This window comes from Burkholderia contaminans (assembly GCF_029633825.1).
GTDB classification, from domain to species: domain Bacteria; phylum Pseudomonadota; class Gammaproteobacteria; order Burkholderiales; family Burkholderiaceae; genus Burkholderia; species Burkholderia contaminans.
Window position 1 is genome coordinate 221,296 of record NZ_CP090640.1, and the last position, 24,616, is coordinate 245,911.

26 protein-coding genes, 1 other RNA gene, 2 pseudogenes and 1 riboswitch are annotated in these 24,616 nt (G+C 68.5%); of the genes and pseudogenes, 15 read left to right on the plus strand and 14 right to left on the minus strand.

What is annotated here, in order from left to right:
• Complete coding sequence (locus tag LXE91_RS01040) at positions 1-1,815, minus strand: autotransporter assembly complex protein TamA (RefSeq protein WP_039368015.1); 1,815 nt, start codon at positions 1,813-1,815, stop codon at positions 1-3.
• Between the two features lie 255 nt (positions 1,816-2,070).
• On the opposite strand from LXE91_RS01040, the gene LXE91_RS01045 reads away from it, so the two are divergent.
• From LXE91_RS01045 to panD, 4 genes are all read left to right on the plus strand, one after another.
• Positions 2,071-2,259 carry a DUF3460 family protein gene (locus tag LXE91_RS01045; protein ID WP_006478107.1) on the plus strand — a complete coding sequence of 63 codons (189 nt, stop codon included), beginning with the start codon at positions 2,071-2,073 and terminating at the stop codon, positions 2,257-2,259.
• A gap of 4 nt (positions 2,260-2,263) precedes the next feature.
• Positions 2,264-3,136, plus strand: a complete 873-nt coding sequence (locus tag LXE91_RS01050; RefSeq protein ID WP_011352890.1) for a segregation and condensation protein A — start codon at positions 2,264-2,266, stop codon at positions 3,134-3,136.
• Positions 3,137-3,401: 265 nt separating this feature from the next.
• Entirely contained in the window at positions 3,402-4,241 is an 840-nt protein-coding gene (gene panC, locus LXE91_RS01055; RefSeq protein ID WP_039368022.1) for a pantoate--beta-alanine ligase, read from the plus strand.
• Positions 4,242-4,283: 42 nt separating this feature from the next.
• Complete coding sequence (gene panD, locus LXE91_RS01060; RefSeq protein ID WP_039368025.1) at positions 4,284-4,670, plus strand: aspartate 1-decarboxylase; 387 nt, start codon at positions 4,284-4,286, stop codon at positions 4,668-4,670.
• A gap of 135 nt (positions 4,671-4,805) precedes the next feature.
• Here the strand turns inward: panD and LXE91_RS01065 are convergent, their stop codons facing one another.
• The 4 genes from LXE91_RS01065 to LXE91_RS01080 form a co-directional block, all read right to left on the minus strand.
• Positions 4,806-5,474 carry a ParA family protein gene (locus LXE91_RS01065; RefSeq protein ID WP_039368028.1) on the minus strand — a complete coding sequence of 223 codons (669 nt, stop codon included), beginning with the start codon at positions 5,472-5,474 and terminating at the stop codon, positions 4,806-4,808.
• Between the two features lie 136 nt (positions 5,475-5,610).
• Positions 5,611-6,024, minus strand: coding sequence for a DoxX family protein (locus tag LXE91_RS01070; RefSeq protein ID WP_039368031.1), 414 nt, complete (start codon positions 6,022-6,024; stop codon positions 5,611-5,613).
• A 150-nt stretch (positions 6,025-6,174) separates the two neighbouring features.
• Complete coding sequence (locus LXE91_RS01075) at positions 6,175-6,315, minus strand: hypothetical protein (RefSeq protein ID WP_172625595.1); 141 nt, start codon at positions 6,313-6,315, stop codon at positions 6,175-6,177.
• A gap of 81 nt (positions 6,316-6,396) precedes the next feature.
• Positions 6,397-7,899, minus strand: coding sequence for a cobyric acid synthase (locus LXE91_RS01080; RefSeq protein WP_039368433.1), 1,503 nt, complete (start codon positions 7,897-7,899; stop codon positions 6,397-6,399).
• A gap of 74 nt (positions 7,900-7,973) precedes the next feature.
• Here LXE91_RS01080 and cobU point away from each other — a divergent pair, with 74 nt between their 5' ends.
• The 4 genes from cobU to LXE91_RS01100 are packed head-to-tail and all read left to right on the plus strand — an operon-like array spanning position 7,974 to position 11,389.
• Positions 7,974-8,528 carry a bifunctional adenosylcobinamide kinase/adenosylcobinamide-phosphate guanylyltransferase gene (gene cobU, locus LXE91_RS01085; protein WP_039368034.1) on the plus strand — a complete coding sequence of 185 codons (555 nt, stop codon included), beginning with the start codon at positions 7,974-7,976 and terminating at the stop codon, positions 8,526-8,528.
• Positions 8,522-9,466, plus strand: coding sequence for an adenosylcobinamide-phosphate synthase CbiB (gene cbiB / locus LXE91_RS01090; protein ID WP_039368037.1), 945 nt, complete (start codon positions 8,522-8,524; stop codon positions 9,464-9,466). The genes cobU and cbiB overlap by 7 nt, the downstream gene beginning before the upstream one ends.
• Positions 9,459-10,478: a threonine-phosphate decarboxylase CobD gene (cobD, locus tag LXE91_RS01095; protein WP_039368039.1), complete on the plus strand. Its 1,020-nt coding sequence runs from the start codon at positions 9,459-9,461 to the stop codon at positions 10,476-10,478. Before cbiB ends, cobD begins: the two co-directional genes overlap by 8 nt.
• Positions 10,475-11,389, plus strand: a complete 915-nt coding sequence (locus tag LXE91_RS01100) for a cobalamin-binding protein (RefSeq protein ID WP_039368042.1) — start codon at positions 10,475-10,477, stop codon at positions 11,387-11,389. Before cobD ends, LXE91_RS01100 begins: the two co-directional genes overlap by 4 nt.
• An 89-nt stretch (positions 11,390-11,478) precedes the next feature.
• On the opposite strand, the gene cobC is transcribed toward LXE91_RS01100, so the two are convergent.
• The 5 genes and pseudogenes from cobC to LXE91_RS01125 form a co-directional block, all read right to left on the minus strand.
• On the minus strand, positions 11,479-12,063 hold the full coding sequence (gene cobC, locus LXE91_RS01105; protein ID WP_039368044.1) for an alpha-ribazole phosphatase: 585 nt from the start codon (positions 12,061-12,063) through the stop codon (positions 11,479-11,481).
• Positions 12,048-12,824 carry an adenosylcobinamide-GDP ribazoletransferase gene (locus LXE91_RS01110; protein WP_039368047.1) on the minus strand — a complete coding sequence of 259 codons (777 nt, stop codon included), beginning with the start codon at positions 12,822-12,824 and terminating at the stop codon, positions 12,048-12,050. Before LXE91_RS01110 ends, cobC begins: the two co-directional genes overlap by 16 nt.
• Positions 12,814-13,869 (minus strand): nicotinate-nucleotide--dimethylbenzimidazole phosphoribosyltransferase, encoded by a 1,056-nt coding sequence (gene cobT, locus LXE91_RS01115; RefSeq protein ID WP_039368436.1) that lies wholly within the window; start codon positions 13,867-13,869, stop codon positions 12,814-12,816. Before cobT ends, LXE91_RS01110 begins: the two co-directional genes overlap by 11 nt.
• 52 nt (positions 13,870-13,921) lie before the next feature.
• Complete coding sequence (locus LXE91_RS01120; RefSeq protein ID WP_039368050.1) at positions 13,922-14,737, minus strand: ABC transporter ATP-binding protein; 816 nt, start codon at positions 14,735-14,737, stop codon at positions 13,922-13,924.
• Positions 14,734-15,731 (minus strand): annotated as a pseudogene (locus tag LXE91_RS01125) (FecCD family ABC transporter permease). The gene LXE91_RS01120 and the pseudogene LXE91_RS01125 overlap by 4 nt, the downstream one beginning before the upstream one ends.
• A gap of 159 nt (positions 15,732-15,890) precedes the next feature.
• Positions 15,891-16,141, minus strand: a riboswitch (cobalamin riboswitch).
• Positions 16,142-16,295: 154 nt separating this feature from the next.
• Between LXE91_RS01125 and LXE91_RS01130 the strand changes: the two are divergent.
• The 5 genes from LXE91_RS01130 (at position 16,296) to LXE91_RS01150 (ending at position 18,692) form a co-directional block, all read left to right on the plus strand.
• Entirely contained in the window at positions 16,296-16,646 is a 351-nt protein-coding gene (locus tag LXE91_RS01130; protein WP_021160796.1) for a hypothetical protein, read from the plus strand.
• Complete coding sequence (locus tag LXE91_RS01135; RefSeq protein WP_011352906.1) at positions 16,643-16,957, plus strand: cell division protein ZapA; 315 nt, start codon at positions 16,643-16,645, stop codon at positions 16,955-16,957. The genes LXE91_RS01130 and LXE91_RS01135 overlap by 4 nt, the downstream gene beginning before the upstream one ends.
• Positions 16,958-17,037: 80 nt before the next feature.
• A non-coding RNA gene (gene ssrS / locus LXE91_RS01140) (6S RNA) lies at positions 17,038-17,219 on the plus strand.
• Between the two features lie 71 nt (positions 17,220-17,290).
• Positions 17,291-17,770, plus strand: a complete 480-nt coding sequence (locus LXE91_RS01145; protein ID WP_039368055.1) for an EVE domain-containing protein — start codon at positions 17,291-17,293, stop codon at positions 17,768-17,770.
• A gap of 181 nt (positions 17,771-17,951) precedes the next feature.
• On the plus strand, positions 17,952-18,692 hold the full coding sequence (locus LXE91_RS01150; RefSeq protein WP_031398447.1) for an SIMPL domain-containing protein: 741 nt from the start codon (positions 17,952-17,954) through the stop codon (positions 18,690-18,692).
• A gap of 111 nt (positions 18,693-18,803) precedes the next feature.
• On the opposite strand, the gene lgt is transcribed toward LXE91_RS01150, so the two are convergent.
• Positions 18,804-19,694: a prolipoprotein diacylglyceryl transferase gene (gene lgt / locus LXE91_RS01155; RefSeq protein WP_039368060.1), complete on the minus strand. Its 891-nt coding sequence runs from the start codon at positions 19,692-19,694 to the stop codon at positions 18,804-18,806.
• 89 nt (positions 19,695-19,783) lie between these two features.
• Positions 19,784-20,696 (minus strand): annotated as a pseudogene (locus LXE91_RS01160) (LysR family transcriptional regulator).
• A gap of 135 nt (positions 20,697-20,831) precedes the next feature.
• Here LXE91_RS01160 and ilvD point away from each other — a divergent pair.
• Entirely contained in the window at positions 20,832-22,505 is a 1,674-nt protein-coding gene (gene ilvD, locus LXE91_RS01165; protein ID WP_039368063.1) for a dihydroxy-acid dehydratase, read from the plus strand.
• Between the two features lie 416 nt (positions 22,506-22,921).
• Positions 22,922-23,248 (plus strand): c-type cytochrome, encoded by a 327-nt coding sequence (locus LXE91_RS01170; RefSeq protein WP_039368066.1) that lies wholly within the window; start codon positions 22,922-22,924, stop codon positions 23,246-23,248.
• 144 nt (positions 23,249-23,392) lie between these two features.
• Here the strand turns inward: LXE91_RS01170 and LXE91_RS01175 are convergent, their stop codons facing one another.
• Both LXE91_RS01175 and LXE91_RS01180 read right to left on the minus strand, forming a co-directional pair.
• Positions 23,393-24,154, minus strand: coding sequence for a DUF2486 family protein (locus LXE91_RS01175; RefSeq protein WP_039368069.1), 762 nt, complete (start codon positions 24,152-24,154; stop codon positions 23,393-23,395).
• A 25-nt stretch (positions 24,155-24,179) separates the two neighbouring features.
• Positions 24,180-24,596, minus strand: coding sequence for a DNA polymerase III subunit chi (locus tag LXE91_RS01180; protein ID WP_039368072.1), 417 nt, complete (start codon positions 24,594-24,596; stop codon positions 24,180-24,182).
• Between the last annotated feature and the right edge of the window lie 20 nt (positions 24,597-24,616).

Genomic DNA, 24,616 nt, shown 5'->3' on the forward strand with positions numbered 1-24,616 from the left:
TCAGAAAGCGATGCCGAGCGTCAGGTACGGGCGCACGCTATGGTTGCGCAACCCGTACGCGACGTCGACGTTGATGGGTCCGACGGGGCTGCGCCAGCGCGCGCCGATGCCGACACCCGGGTAGAACACACGCTCGCCCCACGCATCGGTGGCGGTGCCGATGTCGAAGAACGTCGCCGCGCCCCAGTCGCGGTTGAACCAGTGCTGGTATTCAGCGGTGCCCGTCATCAGGTACTTGGTCGGCAGCACGGAACCGTCGACGCTGTTACCGATGCTCTGGTAGCCGTAGCCGCGCACCGAGTTCGAGCCGCCCGCGCGGAACAGCAGCGAAGCCGGCACGCCGGTCGAACTGCCGCTCGTGAACACGCCGCCGAGCTCCGCGCGGAACACGAACAGGTCGCGCTTGCCGATCGGCAGGTACTGCTGGCCGCGCGCGTAGCCGCGGATGAAGGACTGGTCGGTCAGCACGCCCTTGACCGCGAAGCCGGCCTCCGCGTGGATCAGGTTGCCCGAGCGCGGAAACAGCGGATCGTCGACGTTGCGGCGCGTCCACGCCCATTGCGGCACGAGCGCGCGGCTCGTGGTCGGCCCCGCGCCGTTCTGGTCGAGCCGGTCCTGGTAGAACATCAGCGAATACGAATAGTCGATGAACTGGCCGGTGCGCGTGCGCTGCGCGCCGACCCGCGCGCTGTAGATGCGCGTGTCCGACACGTTGGTGTTCGTGTACGACGCGAGCACGCTGTTGGTCCAGCCCTTCTCGCCCGGCGGCATCGACAGCTGGACCTGCCCGTATTGCTGGATCTGGTCGAGCCGGCCCGACACGGTCAGCGGCCAAGCCGCGCCGAACGTGTCGAGATACGTATAGGAGCCCTGCACGTGCGGCCCGGTGTCGGTGGCAAAGCCGACGCCGCCGCGGATGTTGTTGTACGGGAATTCGCTGACCTTCACGTGCACGGGCGTGCGCTCGGGCTTCGCCGTATCGTCGCCGACGTCGATCGCGACGCTCGCGTAATACGGCGTGTTCTGCAACTGCCGCTGCAGTTCGGTGATGCGCTGCACGTCGTAGATTTCGCCTTCCGACAGCGGATTGACGTTCGTGACGATTTTTTCCGGATAGCGCCGCACGCCGTCGACGTCGACCTTGCCGATCGTGAACGTCGGGCCGCTGTCGAACGTGACCGCGAGCATTGCGCGCTGCGTGAGCGGGTCGATGCGCGCTTCGGACGACGCGATCTTCCCGCCGAGATAGCGGTGCGCTTGCAGTTGCCTGAGCGCCGCGCCCTTCGCGCCATCCCAGTCGGACTGCGTAAACGGATCGCCCGGCTTCAGCGAGAACGCGAAACGGGTCGCGGCTTCCTGCTTCGGATCCTCGGTGTCGATGGGCCCCTTGAACGTCAGGTCGACGCTCGACACGATGGTCTGCTTCCCCGGATCGACCGCGATGCGCACGTCGCGCTTGCCGTCGCGCGTGCGCACGTCGGTGCGCACGACCGGCGAGAAATAGCCGGCCGTCGCGGTCAGGTCGCGCACCTGCTGCGGCGTGGCGGTCACGAGGAAGTCGAACTGGTCGTCGCTGATGTCGTCGCGCTTCGCGAAGCGCGCGATATCGAGATGCGACTTGAGCAGCTTGCGAACCGAGCGCGGCGCGTCGATGTCGACGTCGTACTTCGCGTGGGCCGGCAGCGCGAAGCACGCGGCAAGGCAACCCGCGAGGGCCACCCGCGCGGCGCGAGCCGCGGCGCCGGCACGATTGCGTTCCACGCGCGCGCGCGCGTCATGTGCCGTGTGTGCTTGCTGGTTCGACTGCCCCGCCAAATATGACCTCGCCCTCGGTTGTCACGGTGATGTGGAAAAACCCTGTATTTGACCACAGGGTGCCGGCACCAAAGCTTAATGTTTGTAAACCACCTGAACCACAGCGCCATGCGTGGCGGTGCGCTTCCGGGCGCCGGCCCCATGCCGGCCCGCGGATTCGACGCGCGATTGACGCCGGCCGTTCCCGCGATGCGGTAAAATCCCGCCATCGTGAATCCGGCGCATCGTGCGCCGCCCGAAACGGAAAACCCAGCCATGCCGTACCAGTCCGATGTCACGCAGTTCCTGAACCAGCTCAAGCAGCAGAAGCCGACGCTCGAGGAAGAGCAGCGCAAGGGCCGCTCCCTGCTGTGGGACAAGCAGCCGATCGACCTCGAAGAGCGCGCCGAGCAGCAGGAATCGCGCGTGAAGCAAACGTCGTACGTCTACTACCAGAACTTCTGACGACGTGAGCGCCGCCGACGAGGCCAGCGCCGCCCGGCAGGACGACGCGATCGCCGCGCCCGCGGGCGCCGATTCGACGCCCGACACGGTCGACGGTGTCGCGGCATTCGCGCGCCTGTACGGCGAGCCGCTCTTCAAGCTGCCGCAGGATCTCTACATCCCGCCCGATGCGCTCGAGATCTTCCTCGAGACCTTCGAAGGTCCGCTCGACCTGCTGCTCTACCTGATCCGCAAGCAGAACTTCAACGTGCTCGACATCCCGATGGCGCAGGTCACCGCGCAATACCTGGGTTACGTCGACCAGATCCGCACGTCGAACCTCGAGCTGGCGGCCGAGTACCTGCTGATGGCCGCGATGCTGATCGAGATCAAGTCGCGGATGCTGCTGCCGGTCAAGAAGGCCGATACCGGCGAGGAAGCCGAGGATCCGCGCGCCGAACTCGTGCGCCGCCTGCTCGAATACGAGCAGATGAAGCTCGCCGCGCAGCGGCTCGACCAGTTGCCGCAGCTCGGCCGCGACTTCCTGCGCGCCGAGGTCTACATCGAGCAGAGCGTCACGCCGCGCTTCCCCGACGTGAATTCGGACGACCTGCGCGCTGCCTGGGCCGACGTGCTCAAGCGCGCGAAGCTCGTCCAGCACCACAAGATCTCCCGCGAGGAGCTGTCGGTGCGCGAGCACATGAGCCTGATCCTGCGCCGGCTGCAGAACGCGCGCTTCATGGAGTTCGCCGAGCTGTTCGACACGTCGCGCGGCGTGCCGGTCGTCGTCGTGAATTTCATCGCGATGCTCGAACTCGCACGCGAGTCGCTCCTCGAGATCACGCAGGCCGAGCCGTTCGCGCCGATCTACGTGCGTCTCGCGTACCTGCCCGCGTAACACCCTCGACCGCCCTTCCCGTTCTCCCGATTCATCCCGGCACGCTCGCCGCTACGCCGCAGCCCGGCGCGGCCGCGCGCGTGGTTGCCGGCACGCCCGATTAAAAAGTGAACGATCGTTCTTTTTTCGATGCGTTTGGCAGCCAAATCCTCTACAATCCGCCGACGCCCGATGCGCCGCCCGCGCGCCGGCGTTCTCCGCTTCGACCCCGACGCCGCTGCTGCGGCGCCAACGCGCGCCAGCGCGAGGAACCCGCTACCCGATCATGAAAGTCATCAGCTCGATCCATGAACTGCGCGACCAGCTGCGCGGCCAGAACCGCACGGCGTTCGTGCCGACGATGGGCAACCTGCACGAAGGGCACCTGTCGCTGATGCGCCTTGCGCGCCAGCACGGCGACCCGGTCGTGGCGAGCATCTTCGTCAACCGGCTGCAATTCGGCCCGAACGAGGATTTCGACAAGTATCCGCGCACGCTCCAGGACGATATCGAGAAGCTGCAGAAGGAAAACGTCTACGTGCTGTTCGCGCCGACCGAGCGCGACATGTACCCGGAACCGCAGGAATACCGCGTGCTGCCGCCGGACGATCTCGGCGGGATCCTCGAAGGGGAATTCCGGCCCGGCTTCTTCACCGGCGTGTGCACGGTCGTGGCGAAGCTGATGGCCTGCGTGCAGCCGCGCGTCGCCGTGTTCGGCAAGAAGGACTACCAGCAGCTGATGATCGTGCGCCGCATGTGCCAGCAGCTCGCGCTGCCGGTCGACATCATCGCCGCCGAAACCGTGCGCGACGAGGACGGCCTCGCGCTGTCGTCGCGCAATCGCTACCTGTCGGCCGACGAGCGCAGCGAAGCGCCCGAACTCGCGAAAACGCTGCAACGCATCCGCGAAAGCGTGCTCGGCGGCGAGCGCGACCTCGGCAAGCTCGAGGAAATGGCCCGCACGCATCTGGCCGGCCGCGGCTGGGCGCCCGACTACATCTCGATCCGCCGCCGCGCGAACCTGATCGCGCCGGACGCGGCCCAGCTCGAAGCCGGCGAACCGCTCGTCGTCGTCGCCGCCGCGAAGCTCGGCGCGACGCGCCTCATCGACAACCTGGAAATCTGACGGGCCGCCCCGCCCGCGCCTCTCACGCATCACGGAGACACCATGCAGCGCCACATGCTCAAATCGAAGATCCACCGTGCGGCCGTCACGCACTGCGAGCTGCATTACGAAGGCTCGTGCGCGATCGACGAAGACCTGCTCGAAGCATCGGGCATCATCGAGAACGAACGGATCGACATCTGGAACATCAACAACGGCGAGCGCTTCTCGACGTACGCGATCAAGGGTGAGCGCGGCAGCGGGATGATCTCGCTGAACGGCTCGGCCGCGCGTCGTGCGCAACTGGGCGACCTCGTGATCATCGCAGCCTTCGCGATGGTCGACGAAGCCGAGCTGCAGGCCGGCTGGAAGCCGAAGCTCGTGTTCATCGACGACGGCAACAAGATCAAGGGCCACCGCGATCACGTGCCGACGCAGAACTGGACCTGACCTGACCACCTGCCCGCGTGCCGTGGCGCGCGGGAGCGGCCGTGCCGCTCGTGGCCGAAGGGCCGGATGGCGTACTCGACGCCATCCGGCCCTTTATCGTTTCATCGCGCGCCGCCCCGGCGGCGGCCGCGCGGATCAGGACGCCTTGGCGGCCTTCTCCGCCTTCTCTGCTTTCGGCGCCCGGCGCTCGGCCCATTCGACGATCGGCCGCCACTGTTCGAGATCCTTCTCGACGCGGCTCTTCGCGACGTCCCACAGCGTCAGGCCGTGCGCGGCGATCTGCACGTAGTTCTGCGTGTCGCGCACGTAGCCGAGCACCGGCAGGCCGAGCCCTTCGACGAACCGGTGAAGCTGGTCGGACGAGCGCGTGCGCGCATCGACCCGCATCCCGACGATCCCGACCTCGACGCTGCCCTTGCGCACGGCCTTCTCGCCGGCGAGGCGCTCCAGAAACTGCTGCGTGGCCAGGATATCGAACATCGACGGCTGCAGCGGCACGATCACCTTGTCGGCCAGTTGCAGCGCGACGTTGAGCCGGTTGCCATGCAGGCCGGCCGGCGTATCGATCACCGCGTATTCGAGGCCGCGCGGCGGCTTCGTCGGCGCGTCCGGGTCGAGTTCCCATGCCTCGATCGGCGGCAATCCGGCCGGCCGCAGGTCGAGCCACGCATGCGCGGACTGCTGCCGGTCCAGGTCGGCGAGCGCGACCCACGCGCCCTGCGCCGCGAAATAGCCGGCAAGATTGGTGGACAGCGTGCTCTTCCCCACGCCGCCCTTCGGATTCGCCACCACGATCACCGTCATGAATTCCCCCGAAAAAGCCGCGCGGCGCCCGCCGCATGGCAGGCGCCGCTCGATTGCGGATACAGGGAGCGATGATATCGGCAAACGGGGGGTCACCGGAACGGGTTGCGCCGCTCCGCGTACGCTTACCTATCCCTTACGCACGCTGAACCGCGGCCTCCCGTGCGCCGAGCGCGAACGCGCCGCCGCCCAGCAGCGCCTGCACGGCGAGCGTGACAGCCCAGAACGCCGGATATTCCCAGCCGCCGTGCGGAGACGCGAAGCTCCAGCCGTTCGGCAGATGCGTAGCGGTTGCGCCGAGCATGAACGGCAGCAGCACGAGTGCGGCGACGCGCACACGGAAGCCCGCAAGCAGCGCGAGGCCGCCGGCCAGCTCGACGAACGTCGTCAGGTACGCGAGCCAGCCCGGCAGGCCGATCGATGCAAAGAACTGCGCGGTGCCGGGCAGCGTGAAGACGAACACCTTCTGCGCGACGTGCGCGAGGTACAGCACGCCGAGCGCGACGCGCAGCAGGGTCGCGGCGAAATCGTTGAGGCGATTGGGGTTCATGGCGAATTCCTTCGTGAGTGGTGTGAATGGCTTGCACTCTATTCGAATCAATTCGGCCGATAAACTCGCTAATTCGCTTTAACTGATTCCCATGTGGAATTAATCGGGGCGTAAAAAAGGGGCATGACCGATCATGCCCCGCAACCTGCTTCAGTAACCGCTCTTGCCTTGCGTGGCGTCGCCGGAACCGGTCTGGCTGCCGCCCGGTACGTACGAATCGCACGCGTGTGCAACCGCCGACACGCCCAGCAGCGCCGCGAGCAGCACGCTCCACCCCCATCGAGCCTTCATCGTCGCACTCCTCCGGGCGGACCTCCGCCCCTCTGTGTTGTACGCGATCCGGCGGAAAAAGCGAGCACGGCCCAACCCCCGTCAACGAAACTCGGCGTACAGCGCGTCGAGGTCGAGATGGTTGGCGAACGAGTCGGCCAGCCGTTCGAGCGATGCCTCGCGCAGCGCCGGATAATCGATGCGCTCCGCGCCGTCGAGCCCGGCCCATGCGAGGAGCGCCGTGCAGGCGTCCGGCGAGTCGAACAGCCCGTGCACGTAGGTCGCGAGAATCTGGCCGTCGTCGGACACCGCGCCGTCGGGGCGTGTGCCGTCCTGCGCGGTGTCGGCTGCCAGCGCCAGCGCGGGCGACGCGAGCGCAGGCCCGTGCGTATCGCCCATGTGGATTTCGTAGCCGCGCACGGTAGCCCCGCCCGGCAGCGCGAGATGCCCTGTCACGTTCTTCAGCGTCTTGTCGGGCTGCAGCGTCGTGTCGAAATCGAGCAGGCCGAGCCCCGGCACGCTGCCGGGCGCCCCTTCGAGGCCGAGCGGATCGTCGAGCGTGCGGCCGAGCATCTGCATCCCGCCGCAGATGCCGATCACCTTGCCGCCGTAGCGCAGGTGGCGACGAATCAGCGTGTCCCAGCCCGCGTCGCGCAGCCACGCGAGGTCGCGCTGCACGCTCTTCGAACCGGGCAGGATCAGCAGGTCGGCGTCGGGCACGGGCCCGCTCTTCCAGTACGTGAATTCGACCTGCGGATGCGCGCGCAGCGGATCGAAATCGGTGTGGTTGCTGATGCGCGGCAGCGCCGGCACGACCACGCGCAGCACGCCGGCATCGCCACGTGAGGCGGCGCTGCGTGCCTGAGCGGGCAGCATGTCCTCGGCGTCGAGCAGCAGCCCGTGCAGGTACGGCAGCACGCCGAACACGGGCTTGCCCGTCTGCGCGCGCAGCCAGTCGAGCCCCGGTTCGAGCAGCTTGAGGTCCCCGCGAAAACGGTTGATCACGAAGCCGCGCACGCGCGCACGCTCGCTGTCCGACAGGCACGCGAGCGTGCCGACCAGGTGCGCGAACACGCCGCCGCGGTCGATGTCGGCGACGAGCACGACCGGGCAATCGACGCGTTCGGCAAACCCCATGTTCGCGATGTCGCCGTCGCGCAGGTTGATCTCGGCAGGGCTGCCGGCGCCTTCGACGATCACCGTGTCGTAGCCGGCGCGCAGGCGCGCGTACGACTCGAGCACCGCGTCGAACGCGACCGGCTTGTAGTCGTGATACGCACGCGCATTGAGGTTCATGCGCGCCTTGCCGTGAATGATCACCTGCGCGCCGCGGTCGCTCGTGGGCTTCAGCAGCACGGGGTTGAAATCCGTATGCGGCGCGACGCCCGCGGCCAGGGCCTGCAGCGCCTGTGCGCGGCCGATCTCGCCGCCGTCGGCCGTCACCGCGCTGTTGAGCGCCATGTTCTGCGGCTTGAACGGCGCAACGCGCGCGCCGGCGCGGCGCGCGAGCCGACACAGGCCGGCAACCAGCGTGCTCTTGCCGGCATCGGACGTCGTGCCCTGGATCATCAGCGTGCCGCGCGGCCGCGGCTCGGGTGCATTCATCGTGTAGAGGTCGTCGCGAAGCAAAGGCCGCATTATCCCCCGCGCCGCCATGCCCGCGCCGTTACAATCACGCGATGATTCCGCACGACCTCACCTTCGTCCTCGGCGGCGCGCGCTCGGGCAAGAGCGCACATGCCGAGCGGCTCGCCGCCGACAGCGGCCTCCCCGTCACCTACATCGCGACCGCGACCGCCGCCGATGCCGAATTCGCGCAGCGCATCGCGCACCATCGCGCGCGCCGGCCGGCCGACTGGGGTTTCGCCGATGCCCCCGTCGACCTCGCCGGCACGCTTGCGCGGCTCGACGATCCGCACGCGTGCCTGCTCGTCGACTGCCTGACGCTGTGGCTCACGAACCTGCTGTGCCCCGCCGACGGCGAACCGCTCGACGATGCGCAGTACGCGGTGCAGGTCGACCGGCTCGAGCACGCGTTGCGCGGCGCGCGCGCGAAGGTGATCGTCGTCAGCAACGAGATCGGGCTCGGCGTCGTGCCGCTTGGCTCGGTCACGCGGCGCTATGTCGACGAACTCGGGCGCCTGAACCAGCGCGTCGCCGCGCTCGCCACGCGCGTGACGCTGCTCGTCGCCGGGCTGCCGCTCGAACTCAAGACGGGAGCCCCGTCATGCTGATGCTGTCGCTGCCCGTCGTCGCGATGTTCGCGGTCGCGGCCGTGATCATCGACCGCGCGATCGGCGAACCGGCCGGCTGGCACCCGCTCGTCGCATTCGGCCGCCTCGCCGCGCGCATCGAAGGCGCGCTGAACACGGGCCGGCGCGGCCGCGTGGTCGGCGTCGCCGCGTGGGTCGCGACGGTCGTGCCGCCGGTCGCCATCGCGGCATGGCTCACGACCGCGCTGCCGTGGCCGCTCGCAGCCGCGCTGCACATCGCGCTGTTGTGGTTCGCGCTCGGCGCGAAAAGCCTTGCCGACCACGTCGCGCCGATCGCTGCCGCCTTGCTGCGGCATGACCTCGGCGCCGCCCGCGCGCTGACCGCGCGCATCGTGTCGCGCGACACGAGCGACGCGGACGAAGGCGCGCTGTCGCGCGCGGCCGTCGAATCCGCGCTCGAGAACGGCAACGACGCGATCTTCGGTGCGCTGTTCTGGTTCGTCGTCGCGGGCGGTCCCGGCGCGCTGCTGTTCCGGCTCGCGAATACGCTCGACGCGATGTGGGGCTACCGCACGCCGCGCTTCCTGACCTTCGGCTGGGCCGCCGCGCGCCTCGACGACGCGTTGAACTGGATTCCCGCGCGCCTCACGGCCGCGAGCTACGCGCTGCTCGGCGACACGGCCGCCGCATGGCGCTGCTGGCGCACGCAGGCGCGCCACTGGGACAGCCCGAACGCAGGCCCGGTGATGGCTGCCGGTGCCGGCAGCCTGAACGTGCAGCTCGGCGGCCCGGCCGTCTATCACGGCGAGATCGAGGATCGTCCCGCGCTCGGCACCGGCGCCGCGGCAACCGCCGTCCACATCGTCGCCGCACTGTCGCTCGTCACGCGCACGCTTGCCCTGTGGCTCGCGCTGCTGGTCGCGAGCGGCGCACTCGCCATGGCCACCCATCATGTCTGACACCCGCATCGCACACGGCGGCAACCTGCATGAAGCCGCGCGCCGCCACGGCATTCCGTACGACGCATGGCTCGACCTGTCGACCGGCATCAATCCGGTCGGCTATCCGGTCCCGCCCGTCCCGGCCGACGCATGGCGCCGGCTGCCCGACGACGGCGACGGCCTCGCGGCCTGCGCCGCGCAGTACTACCACGCGCCCGATCCTGCACACGTGCTGCCGGTCGCCGGTAGCCAGGCAGCCATCCGCGCATTGCCCGCGTTGCTGCCGGCCGGCGACGCCGGCGTCGCGGCGCTCGCGTACGGCGAATACGCGCCCGCCTTTGCGCGCCACGGCCATCGCGTCGTCGCGCTCGACATCAATGCGGATACGCTGCCTGCGACGTTGCGTCACGTCATCGTCGGGAATCCGAATAATCCGACCGCCGAATTCGTGCCGGCCGAGCGCCTGCTCGCTTGGCACGCGCAACTGGCGGCGCGCGGCGGCACGCTGATCGTCGACGAGGCATTCGCCGATACGGGCGCGACACGGTCGCTTGCGCCGCACGTCGATCGCCCCGGACTCGTCGTGCTGCGTTCGGTCGGCAAGTTCTTCGGGCTCGCCGGCATCCGCGCAGGCTTCGTGCTCGCATGTCCTGACCAGATCGTTGCGCTGCGCGACATGCTCGGCGCGTGGACGGTCGGCGGCCCCGCCCGCCACGCGGTCGCCGCGGCGTTCGCCGATCGCGCATGGCAGGCCGCCGCCCGCGAACGGCTCGCGGCCGACGGCGAGCGGCTGGCCGCCTTGCTGCGCGCGCACGGCTTCGCGGTTCGCGCGACGCCGCTCTTCAGCTGGACCGATGACCCGCGCGCCGCGGCACTGCATGCGGCACTCGCGGCATGCGGGGTCTGGACGCGGCACTTCCCGATACCGTCGAGCGTACGCATCGGCCTGCCGGGGAGCGAAGTGGAATGGCAGCGCCTCGGCGACGCGCTCGCGCGCTGCGTGCCGACGCTGCAACGGCAACCCGCATGAATCCACGCATGCTTCGCCGGCTCGCGCCAATCGCGCAACTCGTCGCGCTCGCCTACGCACCACTCGTCCACGCCGATGTCTCGACGCGCGACGACGCCGGCAACGCAGTCACGCTGCCGGCGCCCGCGCAGCGCGTGATCAGCCTCGCGCCGCACGCGACCGAACTCGTCTACGCGGCCGGCGGCGGCGCAAAGCTCGTCGGCACCGTCACGTACAGCGACTATCCGCCCGCCGCGCAAGCGATACCGCGCGTCGGCGACAACAAGGCGCTCGATCTCGAGCGGATCGCCGCGCTGAAGCCCGACCTGATCGTCGTCTGGCGGCACGGCAACGCCGAGCGGCAGACCGACGCGCTGCACGCGCTGCACATCCCGCTGTTCTTCAGCGAACCGAAGCATCTCGACGACGTCGCGTCGTCGCTGCGCCGGCTCGGCACGCTGCTCGGCACGCAACCGGCTGCCGATGCGGCCGCAGCCGCCTATACGCGCGACATCGCGGCGCTGCGCACGCGTTACTCAGCACGAACGCCCGTCACGATGTTCTTCCAGGTCTGGGATCGGCCGCTGATGACGCTCAATGGTGCGCACCTGATCAACGACGTGATCGAGCTGTGCGGCGGCCGCAACGTGTTCGCGTCGCTCAAGCCGCTCGTGCCGACCGTCACCGACGAGGCCGTGCTCGCGGCCAATCCGGAGGCGATCGTGACGACCAGTGCCGGTACGACGCGCTCCGACGAACCGCTGCCGAGCCTCGCGCGCTGGCGCGCGTGGCCCGCACTGACGGCCGTGGCACGCAACAATCTGTTCGCGATCGACGGCGATCTGCTGACACGGCCGTCGCCGCGGATCGCGCATGGTGCGGCTGCGCTGTGCGAGGATCTCGACGCCGCGCGTGCGCGGCGGCCACGCTGATTTCCGGCGACTTGCGCGTTCATCGCGTGCCGGATGCCTGAGACGAATCGACCGCGCGCTGCATCGTTCGCACGCAGTGGCCAACGCGCCTATTCGTCCCAGTGCATCGCTTCCCACGTTCGCGTGGCAGCATCCGCGCGCAGCCAGACGACACCCCCTGTCGGTACGGGGCGCGACAGCAACGTATCGAGCGGCACGCGCAATACATGCGATGCAAACGCACGGATCACGCCTGCATGCGTGACGACCCACTGCGGCCGGTCGAACTGCGCCACCGCGTCGACCCGACCCACGACCCGCGCGGCAAACCGCGCAACGCTTTCGCCGCCATGCGCACACGCATGCATCAGATCGGCCGCCCACGCATCGAGCGCCGCGCGATCGATATCGTCCCAGCGCCGCATTTCCCACGCGCCGAAATCCATTTCCTGCCAGTCCGCGTCGCGCCGCAGCGGCACGTCGCATGCCCGCGCGAGCCGTTCGGCAACCGACGCGCAGCGCGTCAGCGGGCTCGTCCAGACCTGTTCGGGAAGCGGCGCACGGAGTGCCGACAGATGCGCGCGCACGGCCTGCGCGCCGGCATCGGCAGATGCAGCGAGCGGCACGTCGCTGCGTCCGTAGCAGATGCCCGGCTCGATACCGACGGCCGGATGACGGATCAGGACGACGTCCATCCGAGCACCACGAGATAGATCGCCAGTTCGCACAGTTGCTGTGTGAAGCCGAGACAGTCGCCCGTATAGCCGCCGATCCGCTTCACGAAGTAGCGGGCGGCCCACGCGCGCACGAGCACGAGCGCAACGCATGCGGCGGCGCCCATGCGCCAGTCGGGCCAGAACAGCCAGGGCAATCCGAACAGCGCCGCGACGCACGCCGCGCGTGCGCCCATTCGTTGCGCGACCGGCTTCGCCTTGCCCTCCGGCCGCACGTAGTCGAGCGTCATCAGCAGGCTCACAGCCACCGCCCGGCTCGCGGCGTGCGCGGCGATCATCGTCCACGCGGCACGCAACGGCAGCATGGACGCGAGCGCCTGCCATTTCACGCCGAGCGAGATCACGAGCGCGACCGCACCGAACGTGCCGATCCGCGAGTCGTGCATGATGCGCAGCACGTCGTCGCGCGTATAGCCGCCGCCGAACGCGTCGCAGCTGTCAGCCAGGCCGTCCTCGTGAAAGGCGCCCGTGGCGAGCAGCGTCGCGGCCATCGACAACCCGACCGCGATCGACGGCGGCAGCACGCGCAGCGCAGCGAGATAGACGAGCGCGCCCCACGCGCCGACGCATGCGCCGACGAGCGGGAAATAGCGGGCGGCCTGGTCGAGATCGCCGGCCGCGTAGCCGATCGAGCGCGGCACGGGCACACGCGTGAAATAGCCGAGCGCGACGAAGAAGTAGCGCAGTTCGGCCTGCACGCCGCGCGCGCGATCAGGCGTCACGATTGTCGACGCCGGCGGATTCGAAGCTCGCCATCTCCGTGAGGAATGCGGCGGCCGCACGCACGAGCGGCAGCGCGAGCGCGGCGCCCGTGCCTTCGCCGAGCCGCAGGTCGAGCGCGAGCAGCGGCTTCGCGCCGAAATGCTCGAGCATGCGCCGGTGCCCGGCCTCGTGCGACGCATGCGAGAACACGCAGTAGTCGCGCACGCCGGGCGCGATGCGCTCGGCAACCAGCAGCGCGGCCGTCGCGATGAAGCCGTCGACGAGGATCGTCATCCGCTCGCTCGCGGCCGCGAGATATGCGCCCGTCATCATCGCGATCTCGAAGCCGCCGAACGTTGCGAGCACGTCGAGCGGCGCAATCGCGTGCGAGTGCTTGACGAGCGCGCGTCCGAGCACCGCGCGCTTGTGCGCGAGGCCCTGGTCGTCGAGGCCCGTGCCGCGCCCGACGCACGCGTCGATCGGCACGCTGAGCAGGCGGCTCATCAGGCACGCAGCCGACGACGTATTCGCGATTCCCATCTCGCCGAAACCGATCACGTTCGTGCCGAGCGACGCATGCAGGCGCACGCGTGCCGCGCCGGCCGCGAGCGCCGTCATCGCCTCGTCGCGCGTCATCGCCGGCTCCGCCGCGAAGTTGCGCGTGCCGCGCGCGACCGGCAGCGACACCAGCCGGTCGGACAGCGGCAGCGGCGACGCAACACCCGCATCGACGATCTCGAGCGTACTCTGCGCGACACCGGAGAATGCGTTGATCGCCGCGCCGCCCGCGAGGAAGTTCGCGACCATCTGTGCGGTCACCGCTTGCGGATAAGGACTCACGCCCTCGGCGGCGATCCCGTGATCGCCGGCAAACACGATCATCACGGGACGCTGCACGACCGGCCGCTCGGTATGCTGGATCAGGCCGATCTGCAACGCGATCGCCTCGAGCTGGCCGAGGCTGCCGGGCGGTTTGGTCTTGTGGTCGATCACGTGCTGCAGGCGCTTGCGCAGCACCTCGTCGAGCGGCGCGATCGGCGGCGGGAAGTGGGTCGGGGTCGTCATCAGGAAGCCGTGTCGTTGGCGCGGCATGCGCCGCGCATCGAAAAAGGAAAGATCATTGTCGCTCGGGCCACGCCGGCAGCAGCGCATCGCGGCCGTTCTCGCGGATCAGCACGAGCGGATAGCCGAACGCGTCGCTCGCGCGCTCGGGCGTCAGCACGTCGTGCACGGGGCCGGCCCACGCATGGCCGCGACCGTCGAGCAGCAGTGCGTGCGTCGCGAAACGCCGTGCGAGATTCAGATCATGGCACGAGAACAGCACCGTGCGCGGGCCTGCGTCGAGCCAGGCGGCCAGCGCGGTCAGGCAATCGATCTGATGATGCAGGTCGAGATGCGCGAGCGGCTCGTCGAGCAGCATCAGCGGCGCATCCTGGCACAGCGTCGCGGCGAGCGCGACGCGTTGCCGCTCGCCGCCCGACAGCGACAGCACGTCGCGCGACGCCAGCGCAGCGAGGTCGAACGTTGCCAGCGCGTCATGCGCGGCCGCGCGATCGCCGTCACGCTCCCAGCCCCAACCACCGAGATACGGAAAACGGTTGAGCAGCACCGTGTCGAACACGGTCGCGCTGAATGCGTCGTGCAGTTGCTGCGGCATCAGCGCGCGGCGCTGCGCGAGCTGCTCGGGTGGCCATGCGGCAAGCCGCCGGCCATCGATCTCGACGTGTCCGCCGGCCGGCGGCTGCAGCCCTGCGAGTGTCGCGAGCAGCGTCGTCTTGCCCGCGCCGTTCGGCCCGACGACGCACCAGATCTCGGCGGGACGAAACACCTGGGTGAAGCCGTCGAGCAGCGTACGCGCGCCGGCCTTCAGCGTCAGGCCGACGGCCGCGCAGCTCATGTCGCCGGCCGTGGCGTGCAGTGCGGCCCTCGTCATCGCATCGACCTCCTCAACAACATCCACAGGAACACCGGCACGCCGATCAACGCGGTCATCACGCCGACCGGCAATTGCGCGGGCGCGATCACGGTGCGTGCGAGCAGGTCGGCCGCCATCACGCCGCCGCCGCCCGCGAGCATCGCGGCGGGCAACAGCATTCGCTGGTCGTTGCCGAAGGCGAGCCGCAGCGCATGCGGCACGACGAGACCGACGAAGCCGATCGTGCCGGCCGTCGTCACCGCGGCTGCAGCGGCCAGCGACGCGACGAGATAGATCCGCACGCGCACGCGCGCAACGGGCACGCCGAGCGCGAGCGCGGTCGCGTCGCCGCGCAGCAGCACGTTCAGTTGCGGCGCGGCCGGCAGCGCGACGCAGCCGGCCAGCAGCAGCGCCCCCACGCGAACCACGGCGCGGTCACGCCGTTGAGGTCGCCGGTCAGCCAGAAGATGATCCCGCGCAGGCGTGCGTCGGGCGCGAGCGACAGCAGCAGCGTGACGAGTGCGCCCCACCCGGCCGCGATCACGACGCCCGTGAGCAGCAACCGCGGCGACGCATCGCGCGATTCGGCGCGCCCCAGCTCGCGGCGCGCGAGACCGAGCACGAGCGCGACCGACACGAGCGAGCCGGCGAACGCCGACGCATCGACGAGCCACCACGCGCCGCCCGCGATCATCGCGACGAGCGCGAAGCCGGCCGCGCCACCCGACACGCCGAGCACGTACGGCTCCGCGAGCGGATTGCGCAACAGTACCTGCAGCAGTGCGCCGGCCAGCGCGAGCAGCGCGCCGCATGCGAAGCCGGCAAGTGCGCGCGGCAGGCGCAGCGTGCGGACGATATCGGCGAACAGCGCGTCGCCGCCATGCGGCACGAGCGACGCGAGCGCCTGCCATGGCGACATCGGCACGCTGCCGATCGACAGCGACGCGACGAACAGCAGCGCAACCATGGCGGCCAGCCCGGCCCAGATCGCGGCAGCGCGTGCGGCGCTCATGCCGCGCACGGCGCCGCACACGACGTGCGGCGTACCCGCTTGCGGGTGCCGGCCGGTCGTGACCTGAACGCCGCGCGGACGATTGGGGTCAGCATCGAAGAAGATTCCATGAAGCATGGCGCGCCCCGCCTCCCCGCGGGCCGCGCGTCACGAAGCCCGTGCGGGCTCCCCGTCTCGGCCGGTATCCGGGCTGGCGGCGGTCCGGCTCGCCTTCCCGCGCGATGACGCGCAGTGGCCCGCGCCCGCATGCAGGACTTGCACACGAAACGCGCCCGAGCCGGCCTGCGTCACGAGACGCGGCCGCTTACCGTTGCGGGGGCAGCGCAGGTTGGCGAGCGTCTGGCGCCCGCGCCCTGCTTCCCGTTTAACCGCGCGTTCCACGCGCGAGCACCGAGGCGGCGCCAGTTTAGGAGCGGGTCGCGCGAGCGTCAAGGAAGCGTCCGGACACGCACGGGACCCGCCGATTCGCGGCAAGAAGCAGGGGTGTTACGACTGGAAACGTTACAGATGTCGGATTGCGCGTTATTCCGCGCTAAAATGCTGGGTCTTTAGAGGACGCAGCAAATGCTCAACGAACTCGAAACCCTATCTCAAAATATTGGCCGTCTGATTTCGCTGAACAAGCGCTATCACTCGGAACGGCTCGCGCTCGAGGAGCAGGTCGCGCAATTGCGCGCGGATGCGGACACTGTCCGCGCGGAACTCGCGCAACTGCGCGATGAACGCAATGCACTTGCGGCCGAGCGTGACACGCTGTCGGCAAAGATCGACGACGCCCAGGTGAAACTGAACGCGATTCTCGAAAAGCTGCCGCGCTCGAAAAGTGCGGAGCAAGCCGACAACCAGCTCGACCTGCTGGATGCGCAGGCGCGTACGGATGGCGATGACGCGGCCAGCCACGGAGAACATGCATGAGCACCAAGCAGATCGAAGTCTCGATTCTCGGTCAGGCCTATCGGCTCGCCTGTTCGGCCGAGACCGAAGCGGCGCTGCTCGAAGCGGTCGCGCGCGTCGACGCCGAAATGTCGAAAATCCGCTCGAACAGCTCGGTACGCGGCACCGATCGCATCGCAGTGATGGCCGCGCTGTCGCTCGCGTCCGAATTGCTGCGGCTGCAAACGAGCGTGCGCCACGGTGAAGCATTTCCGGCGGAAGAAATCCGTCGTACAATGCACCAGATGAACGAACAACTCGGCGCGGTGCTCGCACAGCACGAGACGCAGTAACGTTTGATCGATGCGTCGATTCCCCTTGATCTCGGCGATCAACGGTGGTCAAATTGGCGCAACGAAACACAGTTCAGTCAGCTTCCCTGCCTGGTTCGCCAAGGTCATATATTCCTTGAACCAATGCCATGTGCACGGTTGCGGAAATTTGTAGCACGGGCGCGCGCGTCACTCTGTCTGATGTACCCGAAGTGCTGCTAACTGCGACCAATTCTGAACCTCAGGTTCAGGATGCCGGCCTAGCGGCCAAGGCGGGGGCCTATCCAACGGCATCGGGCGAAGCCCGGTGCCGTTTTCTTTTGTAGCAGCCTCTTTCTGCGTCGATCACGATCCATGCAATACTGGCTGATGAAGTCCGAACCGGACGAAGCAAGCATCGACGATCTCGCCAACGCACCGCAGCGCTCGCTGCCGTGGACCGGCGTGCGCAACTATCAGGCGCGCAATTTCATGCGCGACACGATGAAGATCGGCGACGGCGTGCTGTTCTATCACTCGAGTTGCCCCGAGCCGGGCATCGCGGGCCTCGCCGAAGTGTCGTCGACGCCCTACCCCGACCCCACGCAGTTCGACCCGAAAAGCCCCTATTACGATCCGAAGTCGACTCAGGAAGCACCACGGTGGCTGCTCGTCGACGTTCGCTACGTGAAAAAAACGGCGCTCGTGCCGCTTGCGGCGCTCGTGCCGCTTGCGGCGCTGCGCGAACACGACGAACTCGCCGACATGCGCGTGCTCGCGCGCGGCAACCGGCTGTCGATCACGCCGGTCACGCGCGCCGAATGGCGCTTCATCACCGAAAAGCTGATGAAGTAGGCGCACGCCAAAGGTCAAATCTGGTCAGTACGCACCGCCGCAACGGAACTCGCGGCACTTTCGCGCGGCCTAAGCAACCGCTGTCGGCCGATCAGGCCGGCTGTCGTTTTTTTCGTCGCGCGGTACGCCCGCGTCGTGCACGCGCGATCCGCGTGCACGCCCTCGCACAAGGAGTCCAACAATGACCAAGAAATCCGCACTCGCGCTGTCGCTCGCCCTTGCCGCCGCCGTTCCCGTCGCGCTGACGCTCGCCTCGCCCGCCGCGCACGCGCAAACCGCGAACCCGCACTTTCCGGAGCCGGCAGGCGTGCTGTCGCTGTCGTCGCAAGCCAGCGCCGACGTGCCGCAGGACATCATCCACATCACGCTGTTCTACGAGCAGCAGGCCAAGGATCCGGGCAGCCTCACCGCGCAATTGAACCAGCGCGCCGACGCCGCGCTGTCGCAGGCAAAGGGCGTATCGGGCGTCACCGCCCACACGGGCGCATTCTCCGTGTACCCGAGCACCGATCGCGACGGCAAGATCTCCGCATGGCGTGGCCGCACCGAGGTCGCGCTGGAATCGCGCGATTTCGCTGCCGCGTCGAAGCTTGCCGGCCAGTTGTCGAACCTGATGCAGGTCGCGAACGTCGAGTTCTCGCTGTCGCCCGAAGCGCAGCGCGCGGCCGAGCAGAAGCTGACGACGGAAGCGATCAAGTCGTTCCGTGCCCGCGCCGATGAAGCCGCAAAGGCATTCGGTTACAGCAGCTACACGATCCGCGACGTGAACGTGGGCGGCGGCCGCAACGTGCAGCCGTACCCGCGCATGATGGCGATGGCCGCGGCGCCGATGGACAGCGCAAAGATGAGCGCGCCGATCGCGGTCGAGGGCGGCAAGGCCACCGTGTCGGTCACCGTCAACGGCTCCGTGCAGATGAAGTAACGCGCAGCGCACGGCAGTCCGAAATGAAAAACGCCGGCCCGAGGGCCGGCGTTTTGCGTTTACCTGCACGGTGCCGATGCACGCGCCGATCGCACGCGCATCGGCATTGCATCATGCAGCGGCAGTCGCCGCCCGGCGGCGATACGCCCAGACCATCAGCGCGACGCCCGCGAGGATCATCGGCAGCGACAGCCACTGTCCCATCGACAGGCCGAGCGCGAGCAGGCCGAGGAAATCGTCGGGCTCGCGCGCGAACTCGACCGTGAAGCGCGCGAGCCCGTAGCCGATCAGGAACAGCGCGGACACGGCGCCCATCGGCCGCGACTTGCGTGCGAAGAAGAACAGCGCGAAGAACAGCGCGATGCCTTCGAGCGCAATTTCATAGAGCTGCGACGGATGGCGCGGCAGCATCTGGTATTGCATGAACACGTCGGCAAGATGCCACTTCTCGACGAGCTCCGGGTGCTTCGGCAACCACGCCGCATCGTCGCGCATCGCGCCCGGGAACAGCATCGCCCACGGTGCGGACGGATCGGTCACGCGGCCCCACAGTTCCCCGTTGATGAAGTTGCCGAGCCGCCCGGCCGCGAGCCCCGTCGGCACCATCGGCGCGACGAAGTCGGTGACCTGCAGCCAGTGGCGCTTGCGCTGCCACGCGAACAGCACCATCGCGAGCGTCACGCCGAGGAAGCCGCCGTGAAACGACATGCCGCCCTCCCACACCTTGAACACGTCGAGCGGATGCGAGAAATAGAAATCGGCCTTGTAGAACAGCACATAGCCGAGCCGGCCGCCGAGCACGGTGCCGAGCACGCCGTAGAACATCATGTCGTCGATGTCCTTCGCGGTCCAGCCCTGCGCCGCGACGTGCGGCAACTTCAGGCGGATCCGGCCGACGACGATCGCCGCGATGAAGCCGACGAGATACATGAGCCCGTACCAGCGCACGGCCAGCGGCCCGAGATGGATCGCAACGGGGTCGAAATTCGGGTGAATGATCATGGGTTAGCGAAGAAGTTTTCGAATGCGGTACGGCCGTCGCACACGCGCAGCACCGCGCGTTGGACGGCACCGGCGCGTCATCGTTCACGTCACGTGGCGAGGCCCTGCGCGCGCACGACATCGATGAAGCCGGCCAGCACGGGGCTTACGTCACCGGTGCGCCACACGAGGCCGGTCTCGACGACCGGCGCGTGATCGGCAAGCGGCCGGTAGACCACGCCGGTGCGCCGCAGGTTACGCAGCGATTGCGGCACCAGTGCGACGCCCATGCCGGCCGACACGAGACTGACGATCGTCTGCATCTGGATCGCCTCCTGGCCAATGTGCGGCGTTTCCCCCGCCGCGCCGTAGCAGCCCGTAATGATGTCATAAAAGCCGGGCGCCAGACGACGCGGAAAGATCACGAGCGGCAACGCGGCAACCTCCGCGAGACGGACGGGCACGTCTTCCGGCGCATCGCTCGCGGCCGCCGGCATCGCCACCACGAGCGGCTCGCGCATGACGGGCAGGTACGCCAGCCCGGCCGCGTGGCGCGGCGGCACGGGCGGAATGACGAGCCCCGCGTCGATACGCCCCGCGACGAGCTCGTCGATCTGCACGTCGCTCGTCGCCTCCGCGAGTTGCAGCCGCACCTGCGGATAGCGCGCGCCGAACGCCCGCAGCAGCGCGGGCAGCAGCCCGTAATCGGCGGTCGACACGAACGCGAGCGACAGCGAGCCGGCCTCGCCGCGCGAGCCGTCGCGCCAGCGGCGGCAGCGCATCGGCCGAGGCAAGCAGCCGGCGCACGTCGGGCAGCAGCGCCGCCCCGACCGCCGTCAGCGCCACCGAGCGCTTGGTGCGCGCGAACAGCGCGACGCCGAGCGCATCCTCGAGCGCACGGATCGCCTGGGACAGCGGCGGCTGCGTCATCGACAGGCGCTCAGCCGCGCGGCCGAAATGGCGCTCGTCGGCGACGGTCACGAAATAGCGCCACTGGCGCAGGTCGGGAGTCGGATCGGCCATGCCTCTCTCATTCGCAAAATGACTTAATACGCGACAAATAATATATTGGACATCCCAATCCGGACACTCCATTCTTGATCGATCCGAACCGGCGCGCCGTTCACCGGCGTTGCCCAGACAACGATGGAGTCCCCCATGGCTTACAACCGTCGCTCGAAGCACATCACGCAGGGCGTGGCCCGCTCGCCGAACCGCTCGATGTATTACGCCCTCGGCTACCAGAAGGACGATTTCGACAAGCCGATGGTCGGCATCGCGAATGGCCATTCGACGATCACGCCGTGCAATTCCGGCCTGCAGCGCCTGTCGGACGCGGCCGTCGCCGCCGTGAAGGCGGCCGATGCGAACCCGCAGATCTTCGGCACGCCGACGATTTCGGACGGCATGTCGATGGGTACCGAAGGCATGAAGTACTCGCTCGTGTCGCGCGAGGTGATCGCCGACTGCATCGAGACCTGCGTGCAGGGGCAATGGATGGATGGGGTGGTCGTCGTCGGCGGCTGCGACAAGAACATGCCGGGCGGGATGATCGCGCTCGCGCGCCTGAACGTGCCGGGCATCTACGTGTACGGCGGCACGATCCGCCCGGGCAACTGGAAAGGCCGGGACCTGACGATCGTGTCGTCGTTCGAGGCCGTCGGCGAATTCACTGCGGGCCGGATGTCGCAGGAGGATTTCGAAGGCGTCGAGCAGAACGCCTGCCCGACGTCGGGGTCGTGCGGCGGGATGTACACGGCGAACACGATGAGCTCGTCGTTCGAGGCGCTCGGGATGTCGCTGCTGTACTCGTCGACGATGGCGAACCCCGACCAGGAGAAGGTCGATTCGGCCGCCGAATCGGCACGTGTGCTCGTCGAGGCCGTGAAGCGCGATCTCAAGCCGCGCGACATCATCACGAAGGAATCGATCGAGAATGCGGTATCGGTGATCATGGCGACGGGCGGCTCGACCAATGCGGTGCTGCACTATCTCGCGATCGCGCACGCGGCCGAGGTCGACTGGACCATCGAGGACTTCGAGCGCATCCGCAAGCGCGTACCCGTGATCTGCGACCTGAAGCCGTCGGGGAAGTACGTCGCGACCGACCTCCACCGGGCTGGCGGCATTCCGCAGGTGTTGAAGATCCTGCTCGACGCGGGGCTGCTGCACGGCGACTGCATGACGATCACCGGCCGCACGATCGCCGAAGAACTGAAGGACGTGCCGAGCGTGCCGCGCGCGGATCAGGACGTGATCTTCCCGATCGACCGCGCGCTGTACAAGGAAGGCCACCTTGCGATCCTGAAGGGCAATCTCGCGGAAGACGGCGCGGTCGCGAAGATCACCGGCCTGAAGAACCCTGTGATCACGGGCCCGGCACGCGTGTTCGACGACGAGCAGAGCGCGATGGATGCAATCCTCGGCGACCGGATCCGCGCCGGCGACATCCTCGTGCTTCGCTACCTGGGCCCTAAGGGCGGCCCCGGCATGCCGGAAATGCTCGCGCCGACGTCCGCGATCATCGGCAAGGGGCTCGGCGAATCGGTCGGCTTCATCACGGACGGCCGCTTCTCGGGCGGCACCTGGGGGATGGTGGTCGGCCACGTCGCGCCCGAGGCGTTCGTCGGCGGCACGATCGCACTCGTGCAGGAAGGCGACTCGATCACGATCGACGCGCATCGACTGCTGCTGCAACTGAACGTCGACGACGCGGAACTCGCGCGCCGTCGCGCTGCATGGCAACAGCCGGCGCCACGCTACACGCGCGGCGTGCTCGCGAAATTCGCGGCACTCGCCCGCCCGGCCAATAATGGTGCCGTCACGGGTTAGGGCCTGTTCACGCTAAAAACGGGCCTGCGAACGCGCCTTGCCGGTCGTCGTGCAAGGAGTGAGGAGCGCCGTTTGGCCGAGCCAAACAAGCGACGATCGACGCCGCAATACGGCCGGCAAGGCGCGTTCCCCTGTTCGGAGAAATTCATTCGTGGGGCTGGCCACCAGAAGGGCCGATCGCCGCGTCATGCTCCTCGCGAATACGTTGAGTATTCGCTTCGTCGCAATCCTTGCGCTCGGCCCTTCTGGTGGCCAGCGCAAGCCCGTTATTAGCGTGAACAGGCCCTAATCGCGGCACGTCAAGACATGCGACCCCGATAAACATGGCCGCCCGGGGAACGCGCAAAACGCGCTTTCCCTTTGCTTCTATAATGCGCGGACCATGTAGCCGGCCGTCCCCGCCGGCGGAGAACCGCATGAAACACTCGACATTGCGCGTCCTGCTCGCCACGCTGCTGATCGGCAGCGGGGCGGCAGCGCGCGCCGACCAGGCCGACGGGCTCGCGCTGGCTCAGCGCAAGAACTGCATGGCCTGCCACGCGCTCGGCAAGCCGCTGATGGGTCCGTCGTTCCGCGACATCGCCGGCAAGTATGCGGCGCGCGGCGATGCCGTCGACTACCTTGCCCAGTCGATCGTGAAAGGCAGCGTCGGCGTATGGAGCAGCGTGCCGATGCCCGCCAATACACAACTGACGAACGGCGAAGCCCACACGCTCGCGCAATGGGTGCTGTCGGTGCGCTGAACCGGACGCCCGGGCCGAACAGACAACCCGCCGGATTCCGCCGACTGGCGGACATGCCCCGGCTACCTCGTGCAGTGTCCCGCCGGCAGCTTCACCGGTCTTTACTGGATTCACACCCCGTTTTTCAGCTAAACGCCGTGTGGTTTAGCTCGAATGGCCGGCGCGGCGGCGTGCGATCTCTTCATCGACCGCGTCGCGAACCCAGTCCATCACCTCGGTTTCGAGTGCCAGCGCCACCTCGCGCGTGATCTGGCCGACCAGCCAGGCCGAATGCTCGTGCAACGCATCGCGGCAGCGGGCTTCGATCGCGTCGCGCCCTTCCCCGGTCAGATAGTTCGTCAGACGATTGCGCAGACGCTCGGCGATGTGCTGCGCATCTTCCGGCGTCAGCCCGGCTGCGGCCTGCGCTTCCGGCTGCAGCGCAGCGACTGGTACGACGAACTCCGGCAGATGCGCTTCACGCGCGTGCCCCACTGCCTCATGCGCGAGCGCGGCGAACGCGGGTGGCGGCACGTCGTCGCCGGCCAGCGACGATGGCAGAGGCGCACTCATTGCGGCTGAATCTTCGGCGACCACATGCTCCGCGGCGCCGGGTTCGGCCGGCGCATCGGTCTCGCCCATCGCTGCCGCTGCAGCCGTCGCCGCGTCGCCCGGCAGTTCGACCGCCGGTACGTGCGGTGTCGGCACGCATTCGACCACGACGGAATCGCGGTCAAGTTCACTTTGCCTGGAATCAGCCGGCGCCGCACCTGCGGCGTGCGGCGCGACCACGTCGGTGAGCACCGGAATCGCCGCGCTGGCGGGCGGCTGCGGCGCGGCGGACGCAGGCGAGCGCGCCGGCACCGGCTTGCCCGGCACCAGCACGTCGGTCAGCGTCGGGATCGAGGATGTATCGGCTTCTGTCACGGGAACACTCCGTTGACGGTTGCGGCTAGCTGCCCTGCTTGTAGTTGTTCAGCGCGTAGCCGCGGTCGCGGTAGAACCGGTAGCGGTCGCGGCCCGCGGCCAGCTCGTCCGGCGCATTGCCGACCACTTCGAGCAGGCGCTCGAAGCGGGCGAACTGTGCGGGGACGGCCGCGCCGAGGTTCAGCAGCACGTGGTGATGCGGCGCGCGGTCGAGATCCGCGGCCAGCACGATCGGCGTGCCGGCTGCGTGCTCGCTGTCGACACCGCAATGCGGGATGAAATCGAGCGGCGAGAACGTCCAGAGCCGCTCGTCGAGCGCGCGCAGGCGCGCGGGCTCGGCGAGCACGACGACCGGCTGCCCGGCCAGGTAGGCCTTGCGCAGCAGCCGGCACGCGTACGCGAGCGAATCGCCGACGTTCGAGTGGAAATCGATCCGCGTCATTGCCCGCGCACCCGCAGCGT

Coding starts and splice junctions, on each gene's coding strand:
- LXE91_RS01045 (WP_006478107.1), top strand. CDS start 2,071: ATGCCGTACCAGTCCGATGTCACGCAGTTCCTGAACCAGCTCAAGCAG.
- panC (WP_039368022.1), top strand. CDS start 3,402: ATGAAAGTCATCAGCTCGATCCATGAACTGCGCGACCAGCTGCGCGGC.
- panD (WP_039368025.1), top strand. CDS start 4,284: ATGCAGCGCCACATGCTCAAATCGAAGATCCACCGTGCGGCCGTCACG.
- LXE91_RS01065 (WP_039368028.1), bottom strand. CDS start 5,474: ATGACGGTGATCGTGGTGGCGAATCCGAAGGGCGGCGTGGGGAAGAGC.
- LXE91_RS01070 (WP_039368031.1), bottom strand. CDS start 6,024: ATGAACCCCAATCGCCTCAACGATTTCGCCGCGACCCTGCTGCGCGTC.
- LXE91_RS01075 (WP_172625595.1), bottom strand. CDS start 6,315: ATGAAGGCTCGATGGGGGTGGAGCGTGCTGCTCGCGGCGCTGCTGGGC.
- LXE91_RS01080 (WP_039368433.1), bottom strand. CDS start 7,899: ATGAATGCACCCGAGCCGCGGCCGCGCGGCACGCTGATGATCCAGGGC.
- cobU (WP_039368034.1), top strand. CDS start 7,974: ATGATTCCGCACGACCTCACCTTCGTCCTCGGCGGCGCGCGCTCGGGC.
- cbiB (WP_039368037.1), top strand. CDS start 8,522: ATGCTGATGCTGTCGCTGCCCGTCGTCGCGATGTTCGCGGTCGCGGCC.
- cobD (WP_039368039.1), top strand. CDS start 9,459: ATGTCTGACACCCGCATCGCACACGGCGGCAACCTGCATGAAGCCGCG.
- LXE91_RS01100 (WP_039368042.1), top strand. CDS start 10,475: ATGAATCCACGCATGCTTCGCCGGCTCGCGCCAATCGCGCAACTCGTC.
- cobC (WP_039368044.1), bottom strand. CDS start 12,063: ATGGACGTCGTCCTGATCCGTCATCCGGCCGTCGGTATCGAGCCGGGC.
- cobT (WP_039368436.1), bottom strand. CDS start 13,869: ATGACGACCCCGACCCACTTCCCGCCGCCGATCGCGCCGCTCGACGAG.
- LXE91_RS01120 (WP_039368050.1), bottom strand. CDS start 14,737: ATGACGAGGGCCGCACTGCACGCCACGGCCGGCGACATGAGCTGCGCG.
- LXE91_RS01130 (WP_021160796.1), top strand. CDS start 16,296: ATGCTCAACGAACTCGAAACCCTATCTCAAAATATTGGCCGTCTGATT.
- LXE91_RS01135 (WP_011352906.1), top strand. CDS start 16,643: ATGAGCACCAAGCAGATCGAAGTCTCGATTCTCGGTCAGGCCTATCGG.
- LXE91_RS01145 (WP_039368055.1), top strand. CDS start 17,291: ATGCAATACTGGCTGATGAAGTCCGAACCGGACGAAGCAAGCATCGAC.
- LXE91_RS01150 (WP_031398447.1), top strand. CDS start 17,952: ATGACCAAGAAATCCGCACTCGCGCTGTCGCTCGCCCTTGCCGCCGCC.
- lgt (WP_039368060.1), bottom strand. CDS start 19,694: ATGATCATTCACCCGAATTTCGACCCCGTTGCGATCCATCTCGGGCCG.
- ilvD (WP_039368063.1), top strand. CDS start 20,832: ATGGCTTACAACCGTCGCTCGAAGCACATCACGCAGGGCGTGGCCCGC.
- LXE91_RS01170 (WP_039368066.1), top strand. CDS start 22,922: ATGAAACACTCGACATTGCGCGTCCTGCTCGCCACGCTGCTGATCGGC.
- LXE91_RS01180 (WP_039368072.1), bottom strand. CDS start 24,596: ATGACGCGGATCGATTTCCACTCGAACGTCGGCGATTCGCTCGCGTAC.